This window comes from Legionella lytica (genome assembly GCF_023921225.1).
In the GTDB taxonomy this organism is placed as follows: domain Bacteria; phylum Pseudomonadota; class Gammaproteobacteria; order Legionellales; family Legionellaceae; genus Legionella; species Legionella lytica.
The window spans coordinates 2648961-2670036 of record NZ_CP071527.1 but is presented as its reverse complement, the minus strand read 5'-3'; the positions used below and the strand labels follow the sequence as shown (position 1 = coordinate 2670036).

The following is a 21076-nucleotide window of genomic DNA, read 5'->3' as shown; positions in this document are numbered from 1 at the left end:
ATTCTTGTTTTGCGATTTATCTTATACTGAGTTGCGCTTTATCCATTTTATAAGGAGATTGGGGTATGCACATTAAAGCAGGGATTGTCGGTTTAGGGCTTTTGTCCTTGACTCATGGGGTTTTCGCTCTTCCTAATCAAGACGGCATTCACATTATTATTAAATACAAACAACAAATAAAAAATACAGCTTCATTAAAATCACAAATTTTTCAATTTGCACAGTTACCTGTTAAAGAACTCAAACCAATGGCTAATGGAGCGTATTCGTTAATACTGGATACTCCAGCGAGCCTCACTCAAGACAAAACAGATCCTACCGCCCTTGTGCTCGAACGTCTTCGTAAAAACCCAGACGTGTTATATGCGGTAAAAGACCGAATAGGTCACTTTACGCCAGTTCCAGATCCCAAAACGTATAACTTGGTTGATTTACTAACTCATGAAAGTCAATGGGATGAGTTTGAGCGTCCTGCAGGCGTGATGCTGGAATCGAAGCCGGGTTCACGAGATGGTGCATGGGCTTATACGACTGGATTAGCTAAAAAGCCAATAGTGGTTGCCGTATTGGATACCGGAATTGTCATGCATGATAGTTTAATCAATAATTTAGTTAAAGATAGCGAGGGCAAAGTTTGGGGATGGAATTTTGCTGCAAACAATAATAATTTAAACGATGAAACTAAGTCATTTCATGGAACTCATGTTGCCGGAACGATTGCTGGATATGGTAATGTGATGAGTGGCATGGGTGAAGATCTAAAAATTTTACCACTGAAAATTCCTGCGGCTTCAGGTATGTTTTATGAAAGTGCTGTAGTGAATGCAATTTATTGGTCTGTTGGCGGTGAAGTTCCTGGAATACCCAACAATGTTCATCCCGCTAAAGTACTTAATATGAGTTTTGGGGTCGATAGAGGTCCTAAGGACGAAATTGATTTTTGTGATCAGGCACTGCAAGAAGCTGTCTTTTTTGCGCGCAATCAAGGGGCGGTACTTATTGCTGCCGCAGGAAATGATAATCGTTGGGAACATTATAACGCTCCTGCCGTCTGTAATGGCGTAGTTAAAGTTGCCTCCACTGGTCCTGAAGGATTACGCTCCTATTTCTCAAATTATGGCCCAGGAATTACTTTGGCTGCACCAGGTGGCGATAAGCGTTATGGCTTATGGGGTGGCATCTTATCTACAGTAAATCCAGGTGGTGGCTACAATGGTTCAGGATTTGATTATTATCAAGGCACCAGCATGGCAACACCACATGTGGCAGGCGTGACGGGATTAATTTTCTCTGCCAGCGATAAAGTTTTAAGCCCAGAACAAATAGAACAAATTCTATTTACTACTACTCATGGTTTTGGCGTCAGTGCAGACCCTAATAAATCATGTGTGGGTAAAAAACCTTGTGGGCATGGAATTTTAGATGCTGAAAATGCTGTGAAGGCTGCAATCGCTGCTTATGATGTGCTCTTCACTTCTCCTAAGATAAAACAATTAGTAACTCAAGATTGTGGTGCTAATGGTCTATCTGCAGCGGCACAACGTATCCAGGATGGGGAGGTTGTTTGGGTACAGGTACACGCAGGATGTGAACCCCTAATAAATTACCAAAAACCACAGCTTGTACAGCATAAAGATGGAAGTATAATTGCGTCATATGGTTCTGTTAGTTATCGTCTCGATCAAACTGCTTACAAATCCTGCCAAATCGTTGGTTACGATGGTATAGGCTGTTATTTGTAAAAAACAGGTTTACGAATCCTTCTTTACCCCTCTTTCTGCTTCCAGGAGAGGGGATTTTCCTTGTAATTAATGGGGAATGTCTTAAAATTCACTCTATGTTAAATACCTTTTTATGTAGAGAGTTTCATGTCTGATTTTTATCAGGAGTTCAATACACGACGCACTTTTGCGATCATTTCTCACCCTGATGCTGGTAAAACCACCGTGACTGAAAAGTTATTGTTATTCGGGGGTGCTATTCAGTTGGCTGGGACAGTTAAAGGCCGTAAAGCAGATAGACACGCCACTTCAGATTGGATGGAAATGGAAAAAGAGCGTGGAATTTCGATTACGACCTCGGTGATGCAGTTTGTGCATAACCAGCATGTGATGAACTTGCTGGATACTCCAGGGCACGAAGATTTCTCGGAAGATACCTATCGGACCCTAACTGCGGTGGATTCGGCACTAATGGTTATTGACGTGGCTAAAGGGGTTGAGGATAGAACCGTTAAATTAATGGAAGTATGTCGTTTACGCGATACACCCATTATGACGTTCATTAATAAATTGGACCGCGAGGGTCGTGAGCCTATTGATTTATTGGATGAGGTGGAATCAGTTCTAGGTATTAAATGTGCTCCAGTAACCTGGCCAGTTGGGATGGGTAAGCGCTTTAAAGGTATTTATCATCGCTATCAAGATACGGTTTATCTTTATGAACCAGGTAAGAATGCCCAAAAGCAAGATGCCTTACAAATCAAAGGGTTGAATAACCCCCAATTAGATGAGCTACTTGGAGATAGTGCTCAAGAGTTGCGTGATGAAATTGAACTCGTTAAGGGTGCATCGCATGAATTTGATTTAGAAGAGTATTTGGCTGGTAAAATGACACCAGTCTACTTCGGTTCGGCAATCAACAATTTTGGCATTAAAGAGCTCTTAGATGATTATGTTAGTTATGCCCCAGGCCCACAGGCACGAGCGACTCAAGAGCGTATGGTTTCTGCTGATGAAGAGGCTTTTTCTGGCTTTGTATTTAAAATTCAAGCGAATATGGATCCAAAACATCGCGACCGAATTGCCTTTTTAAGAGTATGCTCTGGTACTTACAAGAAAGGGATGAAGTTATCCCATTTACGTATTGGTAAAGAAGTGCAGATTTCTAATGCCTTAACCTTTATGGCCGGCGATCGATCGCACACCGAAATGGCACTAGCGGGTGACATTATTGGTTTACATAACCACGGTACAATTCGCATTGGAGATACGTTCACTCAAGGAGAACAATTAAAGTTCACGGGCATTCCGAATTTTGCTCCCGAATTATTTCGTTTAGTTCGTTTGCGCGATCCTTTAAAGAGCAAGGCTTTATTAAAAGGGTTAATTGAATTATCCGAGGAGGGCGCAACCCAGGTATTTAGACCTTTAAACAGTAACCAATTGATTTTAGGTGCTGTAGGGGTGTTGCAGTTTGATGTAGTTGCACATCGTTTAAAACATGAATATAAAGTAGATTGTGTCTATGAAGCCGCTAATATTACTTGTGCACGCTGGGTTTATGCTGAAGATGATAAAGCGATGGCGGAGTTTCGCACTAAGGCTTATGATTATTTGGCGTTAGATGGCGGTGATGCACTGATGTATCTTGCACCAACGCGCGTTAATTTAACTATGGCTGAAGAACGTTATCCAAAAATTAAATTCCACGCTACACGAGAACATTAATTTTTCAATCTAATACGGGGATTGGTGCCACAATGCCCCGTATTATGACTTCGTCCAATCTGAGTTACGTGATCTGCCTCATTCATGTTTTTTACCTTTCCGTACGTCTCAACTACGACTACAATTATTGTTATGTTTTAATAATCAATGGCGGTTGGGGGGAAAATGCCAATTTTTAGCGAAATTCAAAACGAGAATGAATTAATTGAGGGTATTAATTATTATTTCTACTCCAGACCCATGTCGGTTGTTAATTTCAAACGTTTGCAAATTCCGCTTCCTCAACCTTTAAGAGAATTGATTTCAGACGATAAACGATATTTATTTCGTATTCGCTCCTCCCATGGTTTACTGCACGTGCTTGCAGCGGCAGAACTAATTAGCCAGATTGATGAGATTTATATTCAATATGTTCAGGGATATACGGTTGCATTAGATGAGATTGCGCAAACGTATCGCATTGGTCAGGACTATTTACTGGATTTAATTCGTATTGCGGTTTTATTGCATGATTCAGGTCGAGAAGGGGATGGCATTGATTTATGGGATGCTAAAAGTGCGGATAATTGTCGTAATTTTATAATGCAAATGAATATTCGTGCTGATTTAGCAACGCTAATAGCCGACACCATTCGTCATAAGGATGACCCTAAAGAATTTCAACGTAAATACCAGCATATTCACTCTAAAATCGATTTTTTAAGGCACTTGGTGAATATGGCCGATACACTGGAAGTTATTCGTACACGCGATGTTTTTAAGCCTGAATATATGCCTCTTGCTAATTTGGTTAATGAAAAAATAATGGTGCAGCAGATTATTCCTCGACTGGTGGTACCGCATCGGCAATTGGTTATTGAGCAAGGACGCTTAGCTAAGAATGGTGAAATTGAGTTTGAGGGCAATAAATATCAATTTGATGATTCTGCATACTCAGCCCCATCAGGGACTGACTCATCGCTAATGTTTGCTGCTTACTTGGAAAAGGTACAGCGCTTTAATTTATCCGTACTGGAAATTAATCAAAGAAATTTACCTAACGTATTGCAGAGAGCGATTCGTGGAATAGAAACCTATCTTGAAGATCATAAAAACCCTGGGGTCCAGTTTTTCCATAATGGCAGCTTTAGTCCACGATATCATAGCCCGGTAGAACTAAGTCGAGCTCGTTTTTATCGTTCTATTTTAAAGAGTGTTGAGCAACCTAATACAGAAAAAATAAAGGCCTTATGTGCCTTGTTTGTGAGTAAAGAGGGAAGTACTCTTAAAGAGGCTGTATCGCGTAGTTTTAATCAGGGGAATGAAGAAACTATACGTTCTGAGTTGTATGATTTGATTCAGCCGGATAGAGATGAGCAGGATGTGATTAATGGGGTGAATCAGGATATTGAGCGGTATATTTGCCGGGCTAATGGGATTCGTTAGGGATTATATTGGTATCTTGCGGGTTGGGCCTGAGGTATCGACTCATTTTTATTATCGTTTTCATGAAGACAGAATCCACGTGTCATATTTAAAAATATGGCTTAATTATGGATAGTTTTCCGCTTTTTAGAGGATGATACGTTTTCTATTTGAAAATAGTTCATCCAAAAAATTGTTCAAATAAAACCAGTCGATACTTCAGGCCATGGGCCTAACCTACAGTTAAGATGTTGTACAACTTGCTTTAACAGTAAGCTCGCCTAAATTAGTAATTTCAACACGAGCCCCTGAATCGGCGCTTAATCTCAACGTTTCCCCGTTAAATACTGGAACCTGCATAGAGTCACCCGCAGTTACAGGAATATCATTAATTTTACCTTTTTTAGCTAAAGCTATGACATTCAATGGGGCACTGGAATTTTCAGTAGTAATTATGCAATTAGCGTTTATAGTCCAAAACATGTAATTTGCCAGCACTAGCGGTTGGTTGGGTAGAAATTCATACTCAACAGTAATCGCACGTGCTTGAATTTCATTATTTTCTAAAGAATAAGCATGAGTATTTAAAGAGGCAGCCATACATAATAAACCGAAGCCTATTTTTCTTAGCATAAATAACTCCAAAGTAAAAATAACTGGTTAAGATACCGTTTTTTTGTTTATTTGGCAAACTTGGAGCTTATTTATAAGAGACCAAGCTTATAATTGAACCAATTTGTAACCCGTATTATGCTGTGCTAATACGGGTTAGGGTTTTATTATAATTCTTCCAGAGCTTTGGAAATGGACTCCGTCATCATTTTGGCATCACCGAAGAGCATGTAGGTATTATCATGATAGAACAACTCATTCTCTACTCCAGCATAACCTGGTGACATACTACGTTTTACGAATAGTACAGTTTTCGCTTTTTCTACTTCTAAAACAGGCATTCCATAAATGGGGGAGCTGGGATCTGTTTTTGCAGCGGGGTTGGTTATATCATTGGCGCCAATGACAAAGGCTACATCACAGGTTGCAAAATCACGGTTGATTTCACTTTGTTCGAACACTCGGTCGTAAGGAATATTCGCTTCTGCAAGCAATACGTTCATATGGCCAGGCATACGGCCTGCTACTGGATGAATCGCAAAGCGTACGCGAATTGAGCGCTTTTCTAAGGCATCAACCAGTTCCTTTACAGCATGTTGCGCATGAGCTACAGCCATACCATAACCCGGTACGATAATCACGTCTTTAGCATTGCTGAGTAGGAACGCGGCATCTTCACCATTCGCCTGACGAACGTTGCGTGATTCAGCTCCGGCGATCGCCTGGGTTGAACTACCAGAGGATTGAATGCCACCGAAAATCACATTGAATATAGAGCGGTTCATGCCCACACACATGATATAACTTAGGATTGCCCCGCTGGCACCAACCAAGGCTCCAGTAATTACCAAAAGATTATTATTTAATGTAAAACCAATACCCGCAGCAGCCCATCCTGAATAGGAGTTTAGCATGGAAATTACCACCGGCATGTCTGCGCCACCAATTGGGATGATGAGTAGTACGCCAATTAAAAAAGACAAACCCGCCATGATGCAAAAGAAGGTTAGTGTTTGGTTAATAAAAAATACAACTAAGGTGGCTAAAATTGCTAGTGCAATAAGCAGGTTTACACCGTTTTGGCCTGGAAATTTTACGGGCACCCCGGACATGATGCCTTGTAATTTTAAAAATGCGATTACTGAGCCTGAGAAGGTAATCGCTCCAATAATTAAGCCTAAACTCATTTCGACAAGGCTTGCTCTGGCAATATCGCCAGCAGAACCAATGTGAAATGACTCAGGGGCAAGGAAAGCACAGAAGGCCACGAGAACCGCCGCCATACCCACTAATGAGTGGAAGGCGGCTACCAATTGTGGAATGGCGGTCATATTAATTTTTAAGGCAATAAAGGTACCTATGATACCCCCGGCAATGATTAAACATATTAGTATTAGATGATGGTGTGTTGTTGGCATCATCAGCGTGGAACCTACTGCCAAAATCATCCCTGTGATTCCCAGTAGATTTCCTTTTCGTGCACTGACTGGGCTGGCTAAGCCTTTAAGCGCTAGGATAAAGCATATAGCCGCCAATAAGTAAAATAGGGGAACCAGGTTTGTCATAAGAATCCATCCTTTATTTTTATTTTTATAAAAAGTCACTCCGAGTACCTACGTACCGCGAGACGTAGGTAGATTGGGTGACGTACTACTTATTTTTTATACATACTTAGCATGCGTTGTGTGACCACAAAGCCACCAAAAATATTAATTGACGTGATAAATATAGCAAAACCACCTATCCAGGTTATTTGCCCTATAAATTGACTTCCGGCCGCGATGAGGGCGCCTAAAATGATAATACTGGAAATCGCATTAGTAACTGACATTAATGGAGTATGTAACGCAGGAGTTACTTTCCATACCACGTAATATCCTACAAAGCATGCCAGAACGAAAATGGTGAGTACGGTAACATAACTCTCATGCATTTTGTGTCTCCTTAGTTGCCTGGAACGGTAAATATTGACCTTGATGGCAAAGAATTGCTTGCTGAATGATCTCATCTTCTGGATTAAATTGTACCTCAGTGGATTTATCCGTTAATAAATTCATGAGATGAACCAAGTTATTCGCATAGAGCTCACTAGCTGTCGCAGGTACCAGACCCGCCATATTACTAAGACCGATAATGGTAACGTTTCCATGTTTAATTGTTTCATCCATTACGCTGAGCTCGCAATTTCCGCCTCGTGAGGTTGCTAGATCAACAATTATGGAGCCAGGCTTCATTCCTTCTACTGTGTTTTTGTACACGAGAATAGGGGCTTTTTTGCCGGGAATTAAGGCTGTAGAAATAACAATGTCAGCCATTTTTGCGTATTGATCGATAAGTTCTGCTTGAAGTTTTTTATATTCGTCACTGGTTTCAGACGCATAACCACCTTTAGTTTCGCTGTCTTGTTCTTGGCTGACTTCCACAAATTCTGCGCCAAGGCTTTCAACCTGCTCTTTAGCTGCACGCCGTACGTCAAAGGCGCAAACTACAGCACCTAAGCGTTTGGCTGTCGCAATAGCTTGTAACCCTGCAACTCCAGCGCCAAGAATAAGTACTTTAGCAGGTTGGATCATTCCTGCTGCGGTCATCATCATTGGAATTGCGCGTTGATATTGGTTGGTGGCCTCCAATACTGCCCGATATCCAGCGAGATTTGCCTGGGATGATAGGCTGTCCATGCTTTGAGCACGGCTAATCCTTGGAATTAAGTTCATTGATAATAGGCTAATTTTGTGTTGCAAACACCAGGTAATGAGTTCAGCTTGGGGTTCATTATCAATATGGCCAATGATCAGCGCTCCAGCAGGTAAGCCTGCTAAATCTTTGGGGCTGGGTTCATTAATAGAAAGGAGAACGTTCGTTTTTTCCAGGATTGATTTTCGGTTTTTACTGACTTGTACACCGACCTGTTCGTAATCTTTATCAGCAAAGCCAGAAGCTTGGCCTGCATTTGCTTCAATGACTACTTCAAATCCTGATTTAATATAGTGCTTTGCAGAATTAGGAGTAATCGCTACTCGTGTTTCGTGACCTTTTTCCAATAGGGCTGCGATAATCATGGCAAATCCTTTACCTAAATTAAGTTTTTATCTTATTGTAATTTAATCTCTTTTTCTAGGGCCTATTTGCCTTTCTACTATCCCGGCCAAAATGAGTTGATTTTTGTGCTCCGATGCTCACCTAGTAGGCCTATACTGCCCTTTGGTGCTCGACAATCAACTTCTTTGGGCTCGGACTAGCGAAATGAAAACGGGTCCTATCGATAAATAGCCTGTGTTCCAAATAAAGAAAGGGCGTATCACTACGCCCTTTGTCCGAATTGGTATAGACAGTAAGATTGAGTACAGTCCTTATTCACTAAGGTGGACTCCTCCGGAGTATTTTAGGCTTCTTACACCTTCTAAGCATGCACACAACACTCTCAATCTGGCTCCCAATGTCGTGATGTTGGCTGAACAATGTGTACCGTCTATGCTTCAATCATAGGTCAGTCTGTATGGGAATGCCAATAAATTCACGCATTTTATTGCAAAGATTGTGTAATGGCCTTTTTATTGTCTTTAGGCACTCCGTCTAAATGAAATGCCACCAAATGAAACGCCGAAGGGGGCTCTTCTGGTTGCATGGGTAGAAACTCGAGGGGTTTCTTTGGTTGTACGTAGGAATAGTTGCGTGTAATAAAGCTTGCCTTGCTTGTCGCGAGCCACGCCAATACCGGTTAGATCGTAATTTCCTACAATATTTCTTTTATGGCCTGAGCTACGTAGCCATTGCTGAACTACGATCTGAGCATTTTTGTAATTATAAGCAACGTTTTCTGCGCCTGCGCCCGTGTTTTTTATCTGCTTGTGCAGACGAGTTATGCGCTTGGAAAAATCTTGGTGGCCAAAAGGCATTCTATGAGCAGCCATATCTAGTGAATGCTGTTTGGCTTCTCGTACCATGTTGTTATCCATTTTTAAGGGAGGTAAACCATGTTGTTTGCGATAGGTATTAATATGAACTAACACCGCGTTCTGAATGGCGGTTTCACTTTCCACGACTTGTGGTTTGGTGTTTGCATAAGCGCTAGATAAGAATACTAATGCGATGAAGCCGAAAATAAAGCGTAAATATTTTTTAAAATGCATACTGACTCACCTGTCTTGATTTATGTCTGGGGTCGCATGGTGACTAAAAATCTATCATTTGTCTAGAGTTTGGATGGGTTATTTTTGATCAAAAGGTGGGTGTTTTTTTGGGCATGATAAAAATCAATCTAATAGTTCATTGCCGGAGCTTTTACGTGATGTATTCCTTATTAGCGCCGCTAATACAGCCTACGGCTTTTAATCGTAAACATTGTTCTTAAGGAGGCACTTTTTTATAATCGCAAACCTTCACGTTAATGAGCGTGAGAGGGGTATCATCAATAGTCTAGTGTGTTAATCGTTTAATGGTTTCTTGCAAATTCTCAACTTCGCCGGAAAAATGATAATAGATTCGGTTATTCGTACAATCGACAATGCATAATTGCTCTTGGGGATTGTTATTAAATTGTTTAAACACCCAAAATAACCCATCATAGTGTTGCTTTTCTATTTCAGAAAGTAAATCCACCATTTTTTCTTTTTGTAGCTCGAAATGAGGATAAAGAAAGCCACAAGAGCCGCGCGTTACTTTATAGGCAAAATGATTTTCTTTCATGATAACACCTATTTGTTCGAAAATAGACCATATATTAGAAATATAGTCTTTTGTGCTAAGAAAACATGTGGAAGAGGGGCATTATTTATAGGAACGATTTTTAATGTTCTTCCGTCATTGCTTCACTTAGTTAGCAATGACGTCATAAGCGAGTTACAAATTAACAGAAAGCCCTACTAAAACTGCATGCAGGGTAGGGATATTGGCTAGATTTGTTCTTTTAGAAGATGGGTCCAACTGAGCATTGGGTTTATTTCCGTAAATTCCTTGATATAACAAGTTTAAACTGGCTAAAGCAGTAATTGGGTAACCAAACCCGGCTTGTACTTCACCTGCTAATTGAGAGATTTCATTAACTGGAATACGATTAATTTTCCAATGTCGGTAAGCAATACCGCCTTTTAGCTGTGCGAAAAATGCACTATTAAACAAAGGATCTGTTTTGGTGGTAATTAATAGATCTAGAACAGGAGATAATGTGGTATGTACCGGAGTCGCACGTAGAAGGTTCAGTGATTTTTTAGGGATAGTGAGGCAAATTTTATTACCTGTTTGCAGCCCTAACTCAAGGCCTAATGCGATATCACCGGCTAGTAACAATTCGTTACCCAGAGCCAATCTGCCTAAGGCAGAGTTTTTATCATTCGCAACAACTTGGTAATGAGCACTGCCAACACTAGCTGTGACTGACCATGGCTGGTCTTGAGACGTGAGTGTCGGTATGTAGCTTACTGCGTGGCTAGTGAATGAAAACAAAATTCCTACCGCAGTAGATAGTTGTGCAAAGTATCTCTTCATTGTTTTATCCCTAAATGCATTAGTTTATATCTGCTGGGAATAGGGGCAGTGACCCTTGTTTTTGGCGGAGAGAGAGGGATTCGAACCCTCGATACGTTGCCGTATACACACTTTCCAGGCGTGCGCCTTCGACCGCTCGGCCATCTCTCCATTGCGGCAAGCTTATACATGTCAGCTAATAAAATCAACCCTTATACACTCAGAATGCATGTTTTTATTGCATTGAATATTTATATTTGTATATCGTGTATACTAAAATGAAGATGATCAATGGTTTTAAAGGAATTAAATTATGTTCATGCGACTTGTTATTTTGTCATTGACGTATTTATTCGTAAGCCCGTTGTGGGCAATTACTTGCTATTATACTTTAGCAAAAGATAATTGCTGGCTAAAATATGACGTGACAGTTGAGGTAATGGACGCCATAAGCGCAAAAGTTTTAACTACAATTACGGTACCTGCAGGTGAAGCTTGGGGACGAGTTACCTTCCCCTGTGAAACTAATGGACAGAAGTTAATGTATCGTGCTCGCTATTCTCCTTATTTTTGGGAAAGTGAAAAAGGAAAGGTTTATTCGGCGAAAAATTATTGGTCTTTGCCTCATGAGGTAAAACCTGGAGATTCAGCATGGAATGTTTCAGTATGTTACCCATCTGACTTTGCTGCAGTGCCATTACCTCCTGAAGCAACAAATAATTGCCAATGTGATTTTGCTAATATTCCACCGATTCCGCCAAAACAATTATAATCTCCAAATTCCTTTCCCAGCTATGGGAAAGGGGCATTGCCATTAAGTTAAAGATTTGTCATTCCTGCATCGATGAGAATGATACTCACTATTTACGAGGACGCCAAAAAATTGATTACGTTAAGAAATAAAATTGGTCAAATGCTGATTATGGGATTTGCTGGCAGTGAAATTCATGATCGAAGCCCTGTTGCAGAATGGTTATCACAAGATGGTTTAGGTGGGGTAATATTGTTTGATCGCGATATAGCCAGTGGTGATTACGGCAAGAATTTAAAGAATCCTCAACAAATAAAGCAATTAATTCATCAGCTGAATCATTATTCTGCACAACACTATGATGAAGATAATAATCGGATGCCCTTATTTACCGCGATTGATTATGAAGGAGGAACTATTGATCCATTAGCTCATGTTGAAGACTGCATGGCCACGATGTCTGCCTTAAACATGGCTCATTTAGCAGAGGATGCATTGGATGCTGAACTTAGTCAAATGGCAGAAACTATTAGCTCTCTGGGATTTAATTTAGATTTCGCTCCAGTGGTGGATTTACACATGCATGATGAGCGAGGCATTATTGGCGCGATGCAACGCAGTTTTTCAGACAACCCGGAAATAGTTATCCGTCTTGCACGTCAGTTTGTGCGAGTATTTCATCGTTATGGTATTGCGACCTGTTATAAACATTTCCCAGGTCATGGCAGTGCTGTAGGGGATTCGCATGAGGGTTTTGTTGATGTAACTGAGACTTATTCAGATGCTGAATTAGTCCCATATTATGAGCTAGTAAGGGATGTTGATCAGCCAACCATGATTATGACGGCTCATGTTATTAACAAAAAGTTAGACCCACAAGGCTTGCCTGCTACTTTATCTCATGCAATATTGACTGACTTATTACGTAAAGAAATGAAATATGATGGGGTCATTATTAGTGATGACTTGCAAATGCAAGCAATTACCGCTCACTATTCCCTGGATGAGGCCTTGCATCTGACAATTAATGCGGGATCAGACATGATAATTTTTTCAAATCAATGGGATACAATTACTGCCCCTGAGGTTATTGAACGGATAGAACACTTAGTGTTAACTCAAAAGATCCATCCTCACCGCATTGAAGAGGCTTACCGACGGGTTATACGCTTAAAACAGAGCCTAATATATTGACGAGTCGCATTAAATTCTCTTGACGCTGGCGTAGGATGTGTTAGAATAAGCACTCGTTGTACATATTTTAATCAGATCAAAGGTTTATATGCATCTACACACCCGATACATGATTTTTCACTCTAGAAACTTAAACGCTAAGTTCCTTTCTTCTTGTTGTTGCTGCTGTTAATCACATTTAGTTTTTTTCTGTTTTTACCTGTTTATTTAAGGATTTAATATGTGTGCAGCACACCATCAAAAGAAAAATGTCATGTTAAGTACCCCAATTATCTATGCATTGATGATCGGTTTGGGGATTTTAAGCGGTATGTCGGGTATCCCATTTTTAAAAGATATTGGTTTACTAGTTTCTGACTTATTTATTAAACTTTTTAAGTGCATTAGCTTACCCATTATTTCTTTATCCATTATTGTGACCTTAGCGAACTATACAACTGATGGATTAATGAAAAAAATTTGGCAACGTACGATTAAATACACGTTTTCAACGACTATTATTGCAGCATCGATTAGTTGTCTTTTGTATATCTTAATTCATCCTGGCTCAGTACAAGTAAATATCAATGCGCAACACATTGCTCAATCAGCTAATAGTTTGGGATACGTTGGACATTTGGCAAATATTATTCCTACTAACTTATTAGCTCCATTCCTTGAGCAACAGGTTATGGGTGTTTTATTTTTGAGTATTATTATTGGTATTGCGGTTCGTCAAATTCCTGAAGATGGTGCACGCGAGACATTGACTTCTTTTTTCCGTGGTGCTCATGGCATGTTTTTAGTCATGACTCGCTGGATTATAGCAATTATTCCTTTAGGTTTATTTGGATTTATGACGTCCACGGTGGTTCAGTTACATTCAGGTAAGGATCTTAAGGGAATTTGGCAATACTTATTAATCATTGTCTTGGCAAACCTGGTTCAAGGATTTGTTGTTCTGCCTTTATGGCTTAAGAAAAATAAAATTAAGCCTTTTGCAGCAATGCGAGCTATGTTACCTGCTTTATCTGTAGCATTCTTTTCTAAGTCTTCGGTCGGAACTTTACCTGTGACGATGAACACCATAGAAAATAATCTAGAGGTGAAACCGGGCGTGAGTCGTTTCGTTTTACCATTATGCACGAGCATCAATATGAACGGTTGTGCTGCATTTATTTTTGCTACTGTAATTTACCTGATGCAAAATCATGGGATGCCTATTACTTATGCCACAATGGCACTTTGGGTCGTGGTAGCTACTGTTGCGGCAATTGGTAATGCAGGTGTGCCTATGGGATGTTTTTTCCTTAGTATTAGCCTGTTGTCTAGTATGAATGTTCCTGTTGAATTGATGGGGATCATTTTGCCCTTCTACGGTTTAATTGATATGTTGGAAACTGCGCTTAATGTTTGGTCTGATGCCTGTGTCACGAAGATTGTTAATGATAAGGCTTTGGCTGAGGAGCATGTGGAGCAGCAACCCAAACGCCGTTCTTCTTTTGTCGCGGAATTAGGTTAGTCATAGTAGGCTGGGCTGCCGTAGGGCCCAGCAAATATAGCCTTATGGGGGCAGGCTATGATAATCCGAGCAGTGTAAAACTTAACACCTACTGGAAATCATTCTGGCCACCGATGTAGGTATCTCTTCAGACTGAGGACGAGGAAATTTCTCAGCAAATAACCTATAAGTCCGGGCGGCTTGAATGGTATCAAACTCCCCTGATTTATTCACTGGGTTCTCTCTAAGTGGATGACGATGAGATGCTAATTCTTGAAGTACCATGTTGCCTAGAGCTGATTTTTTGTGCGCAATATGAAATCGCTCTAAAACAGGTACCTTAGCCATAGCCTCTTCAATTCGTTGTGCTTTTGCTTTCATGCCTATTGTATAAAAACGGCTTTCATTACGAAATTTAGTAATAATATCATGCAGTTCTTTAATTACAGGATGTCTCGCCATTTGCGTTACATGATTTTTTAATTGTAATTTTATTTGTTTCAGTTCTTCTATTGTTGTTGCATTGCCAATATCACGCAAATTATTCTCTCTGAACTGTGCCATCTCTAAATCTGCTTTCCCAAATTGGAATGTTTTTATTTTTTTTAATAGGGATACACAGGCATTTTTCAGCTCGCCAAATTGCATATTTTCACAAATCGTGTCTTTCATAACGTTTAGTCTTTGCTCTAAAAGAGGGAGATCATTGGCATTCTTTATTTGGCCAAGATATTCTAAAGCTGTCTTAATGGCTTTATCTATTTCTAAGTCATTGAAACCACGTCGATACTGCTTAAATTGAGAAATATAAAGTTTATAGTGTTCTAAATTTAAGAAAAACTCATGCGTAACTTTTATTTGATTTAGCTCATTAATGACCTCATCCATTGACGGTCGTTGTGTACTGTCTTCTTGAGTTAATTTTTCTATAAGTGCTTTTAATAAAGCACCAGATGGCGTGAGAAAAACTGGAGCAGAAAAATCGGTCTTATTCCCAATTACATCATCTAGATCAGGCGCTTTAGTTAAAAACTGATAGAGGTTCTTTCCGAACATGAAGGTATGGGCTTTATCTGCGGAGCTTGGGGGAGGTCTGCGGCAATTTAATTCGGGGGGGATTAGATCCACTGTGCCTGTAATACCATAAAACCAATAATTTTCCGGGATTGTCATATCGAGGAGCCCGGATTTATCAATAAATAAAAATGACTTGGTATCTGCTAGTTTTAAGACCCCCTTATCAATAAGCCAATTAGAATTTTTCATGTCGGTAAAGGCGCAGCCATCACGAATAATATTTCTTAAAAGACTTGCCATTTGCAGGTAAATATTTAGTGCTAAAGAAATTAGCTCATTGATAGGGCGTGATAACTGGGCATGGCTTTCCAAATCAGAGCCCTGGCAATAATCGGTAACGAGAAGTGAGCGAGTTATAAGTTGGTTTTTCTGATTAATAAAACTAGCATCACGCTCAGCCCATATTGGAGTGCAAACCTTTTCTAATGAGCGTTTTCTTAGGTAGATGTCTGCATGGCGAGGATATTTTTCACGAAAATCGATTTTGAGAACTAAGCTTTGCCTGTTACGCATATCGGTTATTTTAAAATTATGGGAGTTTCCACCACCTAAACTCATTATTGTGTGAGTGCGTAGAAACATTTGAAAGTCTTCATAACCTTCTTCGTGGGATAAATAGAGCTCGATGAGCTCTGCTCGATTGAAGTTTGCGCCATCAAAAAGAATTTTTAACAAAGAATCTACTTTCTCCGGAGGCATGTTGGCTAGAAGCTCAGGTAATGATGTTGGATCAAAATTTGATGATATTGAAACGAGTTGAGCCTCTAAAGTATGCTCTTGTAGGGAACTAATATCCAAAGCAGTAAATTCATTTTTAATTTCTTTAAATAACTTATGGTAAATCACTTGTTGATATTCAGGACAGGAGGCGATGATTTTTTGTGGGAACCGTCTACTTAATGCCTTTTGCGCCTGGTAGATTTGATATAGAAATAAACGTTTTTTATGGTAGTTCTCTTCACAGTTATAATTTTCTATTAAGCGATTTAATTCCATAAATCCGATAGCCACATCAGCATAAAACTGTTTGAGCTTCTCATCAGTTATAGAATCAGGTTCTTTAATAGAACAAATAGTGCTAATTTTTCCCATATTAAGAAAAAAAGTGGAAGAAAAACGCTATCATATAACCTTTGTTAATGAACATCCAGTGTGTATTCTCAATGTTCTTCTTGATTGATTCATTTTCATGGCCACCGACTTTACGGTAGTCGGTGGATATGTGGCTAGGTCAAGGAGCTATCAAAGGAGTTTCTTCACCTAATGAACAATAATCATGGATTTTATTGCTTGGGAGTCGGTTGCAAGCATCGGTGGTTATCATATTTTTCACAGTGATTCGTAAAATATTGCTTTAATCCAGAAACAAATATGGTCTCACCATTGCCCATAAGAAAAACGCGTTCAGGTTGCAATTCAGCGTAATTGGAATCTCTTAAGATTCCTTTGTATAAAGAACCGGCATTGGCAAATAGCCATTTATCGAGGAAGGGAAGAACTTTCTCGGCATTATTTGAGTAAAAGTTTTCATACACATCAGTAAATAATTTGTTTTTCATTTCATAATTGCTTTTGAAATAAAAATTACTGCGATCCCGTCGGTATTCAGTAAACGGTGGTTTAATGGGGTTTTTTTTCATTCCTGCAGCAAAGCTTAAAGAAATAATAAGACCTTTAGCAGGCTCGACTTTGAATTGCGAGCCAAATAGGTTAGTGCCATTATATTCATGGAGGTAGTCTTCTAAATAAGCGATAGCTTCATCATTTATAGGATCAAAATAGCTATTGATTATGAATTGTTTGGCAAGATACGTTTGAGGATCATAATGGCAGCTTATATAAATAGCATAAATAAAGTGCTCATTAGTTATGTTGTCTACCAAGAGTTTATTGATTTGGTTATGAACCTCGTTACAGGTTATTTGTTGATCTTTTATCTCACTGTCCATACGAATAATTTGAGTTGGGTAATCCTGGCTTCGAGTGAGTAACTTTAGTTGGCTGGGGGCTGCCGACTCATTAGAGTAACTCATCGTTTGAGTATTTTTTTCTGGGGTTTGGGTTAGTAACATGATTTGATGATTATCATTCGGGTGGCTAAATGCGAAAAGCGGCACCAAAACAAGCGCGGCAACTAAATAATTAAATTTCATAGCAAACTCCTTTTTCTGTAGCCTTATATTGCATCCTTGGCGGATCACATTGTGATGGCTCACATTTTGAGTATAGATGAGGTGTTTTAGAATTAGCCACCTTGTTTATTAATAAAAAAATGATTAATTCACAAGAAATGTCTTTGTTTGATTGTATTTTGATCAGAATGGGGTTGCGGCCCGTATTAGGAGAAGTCGTAATACGGGATGTTGTGTAAAAATACTGGTATTACAACTTATCGGGCAAAAAGCCACCGGCTTGCATTTTCCACATGCGGCTGTAATAAGTTGATTGCTGAAGCAATTCGTGGTGAGAGCCATCTTCAATAATGCGTCCTTTTTCAAAAACTAAAATGCGATCCATTTCGGATAAGGTTGATAGACGATGAGCAATAACAATGGTTGTACGTTCTTGCATTACTAAATGTAAACCATCTTGGATTAGCTTTTCTGTAAGCGAATCCAAAGCCGAGGTTGCTTCGTCCAATATAAGAATAGGAGCGTTTTTTAAGATGGCTCTGGCTATGGCGATTCGTTGCCTTTGTCCGCCTGAGAGTTTTATTCCTCGTTCACCTACTAAAGTGTCATATCCTTCAGGAAGTTGAGTAATGAATTCATGGCAATGAGCTTTTTTAGAGGCGCCAATCACTTCAGCATCAGAAGCATCAATTCGTCCATAACGTATGTTGTCCATCAGGCTGCGATGAAATAAGGTGACATCTTGAGGAATCATAGCGATGTGCTCGCGTAATGAATCTTGGGTTACTGTCTTGATATTTTGTCCATCGATTAAAATGCGCCCTGATTCCACATCAAATAAGCGCAGAATTAAATTTACAAAGGAACTTTTCCCTGAGCCAGATAATCCTACCAAACCAATTTTTTGTCCAGGTTCAATCACGATGGATTTATTTTTAAATAGATGTGCGGATTCATCATAATGGAAACTTACATTCTTAAACTCAATACCTCCTTGGGTGACAATGAGAGGCTTAGCATTAGGTTTATCCGTAATTTCATGAGGTTCAGTAATTAAGGTTAGCGCTTGGCGGCATTTACCTAATTCTTCAGCAAAGAGCACAAATTGGCTAGCCAGATACCAGAGGTTATAAAAAATACTGATGGATAGGGCAATGATAAAACTAAAATCACCTACAGAGACTTGATTTTTACTATACATCACCACGAGCATGTATAAATTGGCGGCAATTAAGACAATAATACTCACATCCCAATAGATACGCATTTTAAGAATAACCCATTGCATGGCTTGGTCTGTGACGACCGTATCTTGGGTTGCATTTTGGATTAATTTATTTTCATAGCTTGATCTGGAGAACAGACGCAGGTTAGTGACATTGCTGATGCTGTCCACGATTTTTCCTACCAATGTGGTTTTACTGGCAGCAAATATATTGGACATATCACGAACGGGCTTAAAATAGACCGCGGCAATCGTGAGGAAGGATATAGTCCATAGTAAGAGAATAAGAGCAAATATAGGATGTACCAGCAGCATGCTGATAATTGCAATCACCACACCAATGATTTGCGCTAATGCATCATCAATGGTGGTAAAAATGGTAATAGTACCGGTAGTCATATCTGAGATTTTATTTGAGAGACTACCGGCAAAGTTATTTTGAAAATAACGATGTGAATGCCGATTCAAATAAGAAAACATGGTATCGACAATGTCATAGCGTAACTTGGGGAATAACTGCAAACGAATCCAGTCTACTAAGCGCATATCAATGGCAATTACTATCCATAATGCCACGTAGAGAATTACTTCGGGGAGGACGGCATTGAATACTGCCGCTCTATTTCCTTCAAAAGCAGTTACTTTATCAATAATAAGTTTAAGTACATAAGGCGAGAGCGTATTATTAATTCCCCAGTAAGAAGCCACCAACAGTAATGAGATAACATAGTACTTATGGGGTTTTAATAACCTAATAAAAAATTGATAAAGCGAAATTTGTGTATTCATCTTAATAATCCGTCCCTAATCTCATAGCTGGTGGTGATACCAATCGCTGCTAAAAAATCAGGGTCATGTGAAATAACGATTAATGCCCCTGGGTAGGCGTTAAGAACCTGGATGACGTGAGCGCGTGTTTCTCTATCTAAGTTGTTGGTTATTTCATCTAAAATCAGTAGCTTAGGAGTCATCGCAGCAATCTGCGCCAGAGAGAGCCGAGCTTTTTCTCCTCCAGAAAGTGTTCCAGCTAAAGCGTCCACCTCTTCATTTTTACGAAACAGAAAATCATTCAGATGCCTCCTGATTTCAGTATAGGATCGATTGGGTAACAAACAACTCAATGTTTGCCATACTGTATTTTCTATACTCAAATTATGATAATGCTGATCTAGGTATCCTATGTCTTTTACATGAGGTAGATACCACATTCCAGTTCGCTCTATGGTAGGGGAAGTTAACAGCGCTTTGATTAAGGTTGATTTGCCGGAGCCATTATTGCCTTGAATAGCAATGCGGTCCTGACCTTTAACGACAATGCTAATGTTCTGCAAAATGAATGGGCCTGTTGCATAACGAACGCTACCTTCGCTAATTGTCACTACAGCTTGATTGGATGGCTGACCATGGAGCACAAATTTGGGGGTAATAATTTCTTCTACATGCAATTCTGTTAAACGTTCAGTTAGTTCTTGTCTTTTATTGTTTAATGCTTGTTTTTTACGGCCTGAGGTTTCTTGGGCGTTTCTTACTTTGGTTCCGGAGACGAGGGTAGGCCATTTTTTTTGTTTCAGTTGTTTTTCACCCACTTGGCGGCTGTTTTTTGCACGTGCTTGCTCTTTCATCAGATCAGTATGCATTTGTTTTTTTTCTCGGGCGATATGACTTATTTCGTTTTCTAAGGCACTTCGTCGTTGAGCTTGTTCTCGCATATAGTCGTTATAACATCCCGTAAAGACCTGTATTTGGTTTTGTTCTATATGCCAAATTGTATCTATCGTGTTTTGTAATAATTCAATGTCATGGGTAACCATAATTAATGTGCCTGAAAAATTAGTGAGCATTCGCATCAACGTGCGTCGATTGTGGCTATCTAAATGATTCGTTGGTTCATCAAGCAGAAGCAGATCAGGTGTATGTGCTAGAGCCTGAGTTAATAATCTATTAAAGCATTGTCCGCCGCTGAGTGAGTCAAACACATCAACGATTTGTGGGATGTATCCGGAGGAAAGAGCGTTGGGAAGACACAGTGTGCCTTCAACGGTAGTTTTTACGCCGGCAAATAGTTTCAGTAAGCTGGATTTCCCAGAACCATTACGCCCAATGATCGCAATACGACTGCCATAGGGAATTTGGCCAGAAAAATCGACAAAACAGGTTTTATGGGGGAACGAAAGACTTAGGCTTTCAAATTGAATTGGCTTATGCATCATAAACTCTCTTAAGTGTTCTAAAGGGCGATTAATTACCTTGCCCGGATTAGGGCGTACTTAAGAAACTTTGTTCATGATG

The 21076-nt window shown here is 39.7% G+C and carries 17 protein-coding genes and 1 tRNA gene; 6 read left to right on the top strand and 12 right to left on the bottom strand.

The annotated features are described in order from the left end of the window. Positions 1–65 precede the first annotated feature (65 nt). From J2N86_RS11765 to J2N86_RS11755, 3 genes are all read left to right on the top strand, one after another. Complete coding sequence (locus J2N86_RS11765; RefSeq protein ID WP_252579656.1) at positions 66–1742, top strand: S8 family serine peptidase; 1677 nt, start codon at positions 66–68, stop codon at positions 1740–1742. A gap of 126 nt (positions 1743–1868) precedes the next feature. Then, positions 1869–3449, top strand: a complete 1581-nt coding sequence (locus tag J2N86_RS11760) for a peptide chain release factor 3 (RefSeq protein WP_252579655.1) — start codon at positions 1869–1871, stop codon at positions 3447–3449. A 165-nt stretch (positions 3450–3614) separates the two neighbouring features. Further along, positions 3615–4874 carry a hypothetical protein gene (locus J2N86_RS11755; protein WP_252579654.1) on the top strand — a complete coding sequence of 420 codons (1260 nt, stop codon included), beginning with the start codon at positions 3615–3617 and terminating at the stop codon, positions 4872–4874. Between the two features lie 222 nt (positions 4875–5096). Here the strand turns inward: J2N86_RS11755 and J2N86_RS11750 are convergent, their stop codons facing one another. The 8 genes from J2N86_RS11750 to J2N86_RS11715 all read right to left on the bottom strand — a co-directional run bounded on the left by J2N86_RS11750 (position 5097) and on the right by J2N86_RS11715 (position 11099). After that, a complete protein-coding gene (locus J2N86_RS11750) occupies positions 5097–5486 on the bottom strand; it encodes a hypothetical protein (RefSeq protein WP_252579653.1) in 390 nt (129 codons plus the stop codon). 146 nt (positions 5487–5632) lie between these two features. Beyond that, positions 5633–7030, bottom strand: a complete 1398-nt coding sequence (locus tag J2N86_RS11745; RefSeq protein ID WP_252579652.1) for an NAD(P)(+) transhydrogenase (Re/Si-specific) subunit beta — start codon at positions 7028–7030, stop codon at positions 5633–5635. Positions 7031–7119: 89 nt separating this feature from the next. After that, positions 7120–7398, bottom strand: a complete 279-nt coding sequence (locus J2N86_RS11740) for a proton-translocating transhydrogenase family protein (RefSeq protein ID WP_133135840.1) — start codon at positions 7396–7398, stop codon at positions 7120–7122. After that, a complete protein-coding gene (locus J2N86_RS11735; protein WP_252579651.1) occupies positions 7391–8524 on the bottom strand; it encodes a Re/Si-specific NAD(P)(+) transhydrogenase subunit alpha in 1134 nt (377 codons plus the stop codon). The genes J2N86_RS11740 and J2N86_RS11735 overlap by 8 nt, the downstream gene beginning before the upstream one ends. A gap of 501 nt (positions 8525–9025) precedes the next feature. Further along, positions 9026–9595 carry a CAP domain-containing protein gene (locus J2N86_RS11730; protein ID WP_252579650.1) on the bottom strand — a complete coding sequence of 190 codons (570 nt, stop codon included), beginning with the start codon at positions 9593–9595 and terminating at the stop codon, positions 9026–9028. Positions 9596–9881: 286 nt separating this feature from the next. Next, positions 9882–10151 (bottom strand): hypothetical protein, encoded by a 270-nt coding sequence (locus J2N86_RS11725; protein ID WP_133135837.1) that lies wholly within the window; start codon positions 10149–10151, stop codon positions 9882–9884. Positions 10152–10304: 153 nt separating this feature from the next. Next, complete coding sequence (locus J2N86_RS11720; RefSeq protein ID WP_252579649.1) at positions 10305–10949, bottom strand: hypothetical protein; 645 nt, start codon at positions 10947–10949, stop codon at positions 10305–10307. A gap of 62 nt (positions 10950–11011) precedes the next feature. After that, positions 11012–11099: transfer RNA gene (locus J2N86_RS11715), tRNA-Ser, on the bottom strand. A 142-nt stretch (positions 11100–11241) separates the two neighbouring features. Between J2N86_RS11715 and J2N86_RS11710 the strand changes: the two genes are divergently transcribed. The 3 genes from J2N86_RS11710 to J2N86_RS11700 all read left to right on the top strand — a co-directional run bounded on the left by J2N86_RS11710 (position 11242) and on the right by J2N86_RS11700 (position 14374). Then, on the top strand, positions 11242–11700 hold the full coding sequence (locus J2N86_RS11710) for a hypothetical protein (protein WP_252579648.1): 459 nt from the start codon (positions 11242–11244) through the stop codon (positions 11698–11700). Positions 11701–11811: 111 nt separating this feature from the next. Then, complete coding sequence (locus J2N86_RS11705; protein WP_252579647.1) at positions 11812–12873, top strand: glycoside hydrolase family 3 protein; 1062 nt, start codon at positions 11812–11814, stop codon at positions 12871–12873. A gap of 220 nt (positions 12874–13093) precedes the next feature. Then, positions 13094–14374 carry a dicarboxylate/amino acid:cation symporter gene (locus tag J2N86_RS11700; protein WP_252579646.1) on the top strand — a complete coding sequence of 427 codons (1281 nt, stop codon included), beginning with the start codon at positions 13094–13096 and terminating at the stop codon, positions 14372–14374. Between the two features lie 81 nt (positions 14375–14455). Here J2N86_RS11700 and J2N86_RS11695 read toward each other — a convergent pair whose 3' ends face one another. The 4 genes from J2N86_RS11695 to J2N86_RS11680 all read right to left on the bottom strand — a co-directional run bounded on the left by J2N86_RS11695 (position 14456) and on the right by J2N86_RS11680 (position 20997). Next, on the bottom strand, positions 14456–16522 hold the full coding sequence (locus J2N86_RS11695; RefSeq protein WP_252579645.1) for a hypothetical protein: 2067 nt from the start codon (positions 16520–16522) through the stop codon (positions 14456–14458). 191 nt (positions 16523–16713) lie between these two features. Continuing rightward, complete coding sequence (locus tag J2N86_RS11690) at positions 16714–17583, bottom strand: Lpg0189 family type II secretion system effector (RefSeq protein WP_252579644.1); 870 nt, start codon at positions 17581–17583, stop codon at positions 16714–16716. Positions 17584–17812: 229 nt separating this feature from the next. Continuing rightward, positions 17813–19576: an ABC transporter ATP-binding protein gene (locus J2N86_RS11685; protein WP_252579643.1), complete on the bottom strand. Its 1764-nt coding sequence runs from the start codon at positions 19574–19576 to the stop codon at positions 17813–17815. Beyond that, positions 19573–20997, bottom strand: coding sequence for an ATP-binding cassette domain-containing protein (locus J2N86_RS11680; RefSeq protein WP_252579642.1), 1425 nt, complete (start codon positions 20995–20997; stop codon positions 19573–19575). Before J2N86_RS11680 ends, J2N86_RS11685 begins: the two co-directional genes overlap by 4 nt. Between the last annotated feature and the right edge of the window lie 79 nt (positions 20998–21076).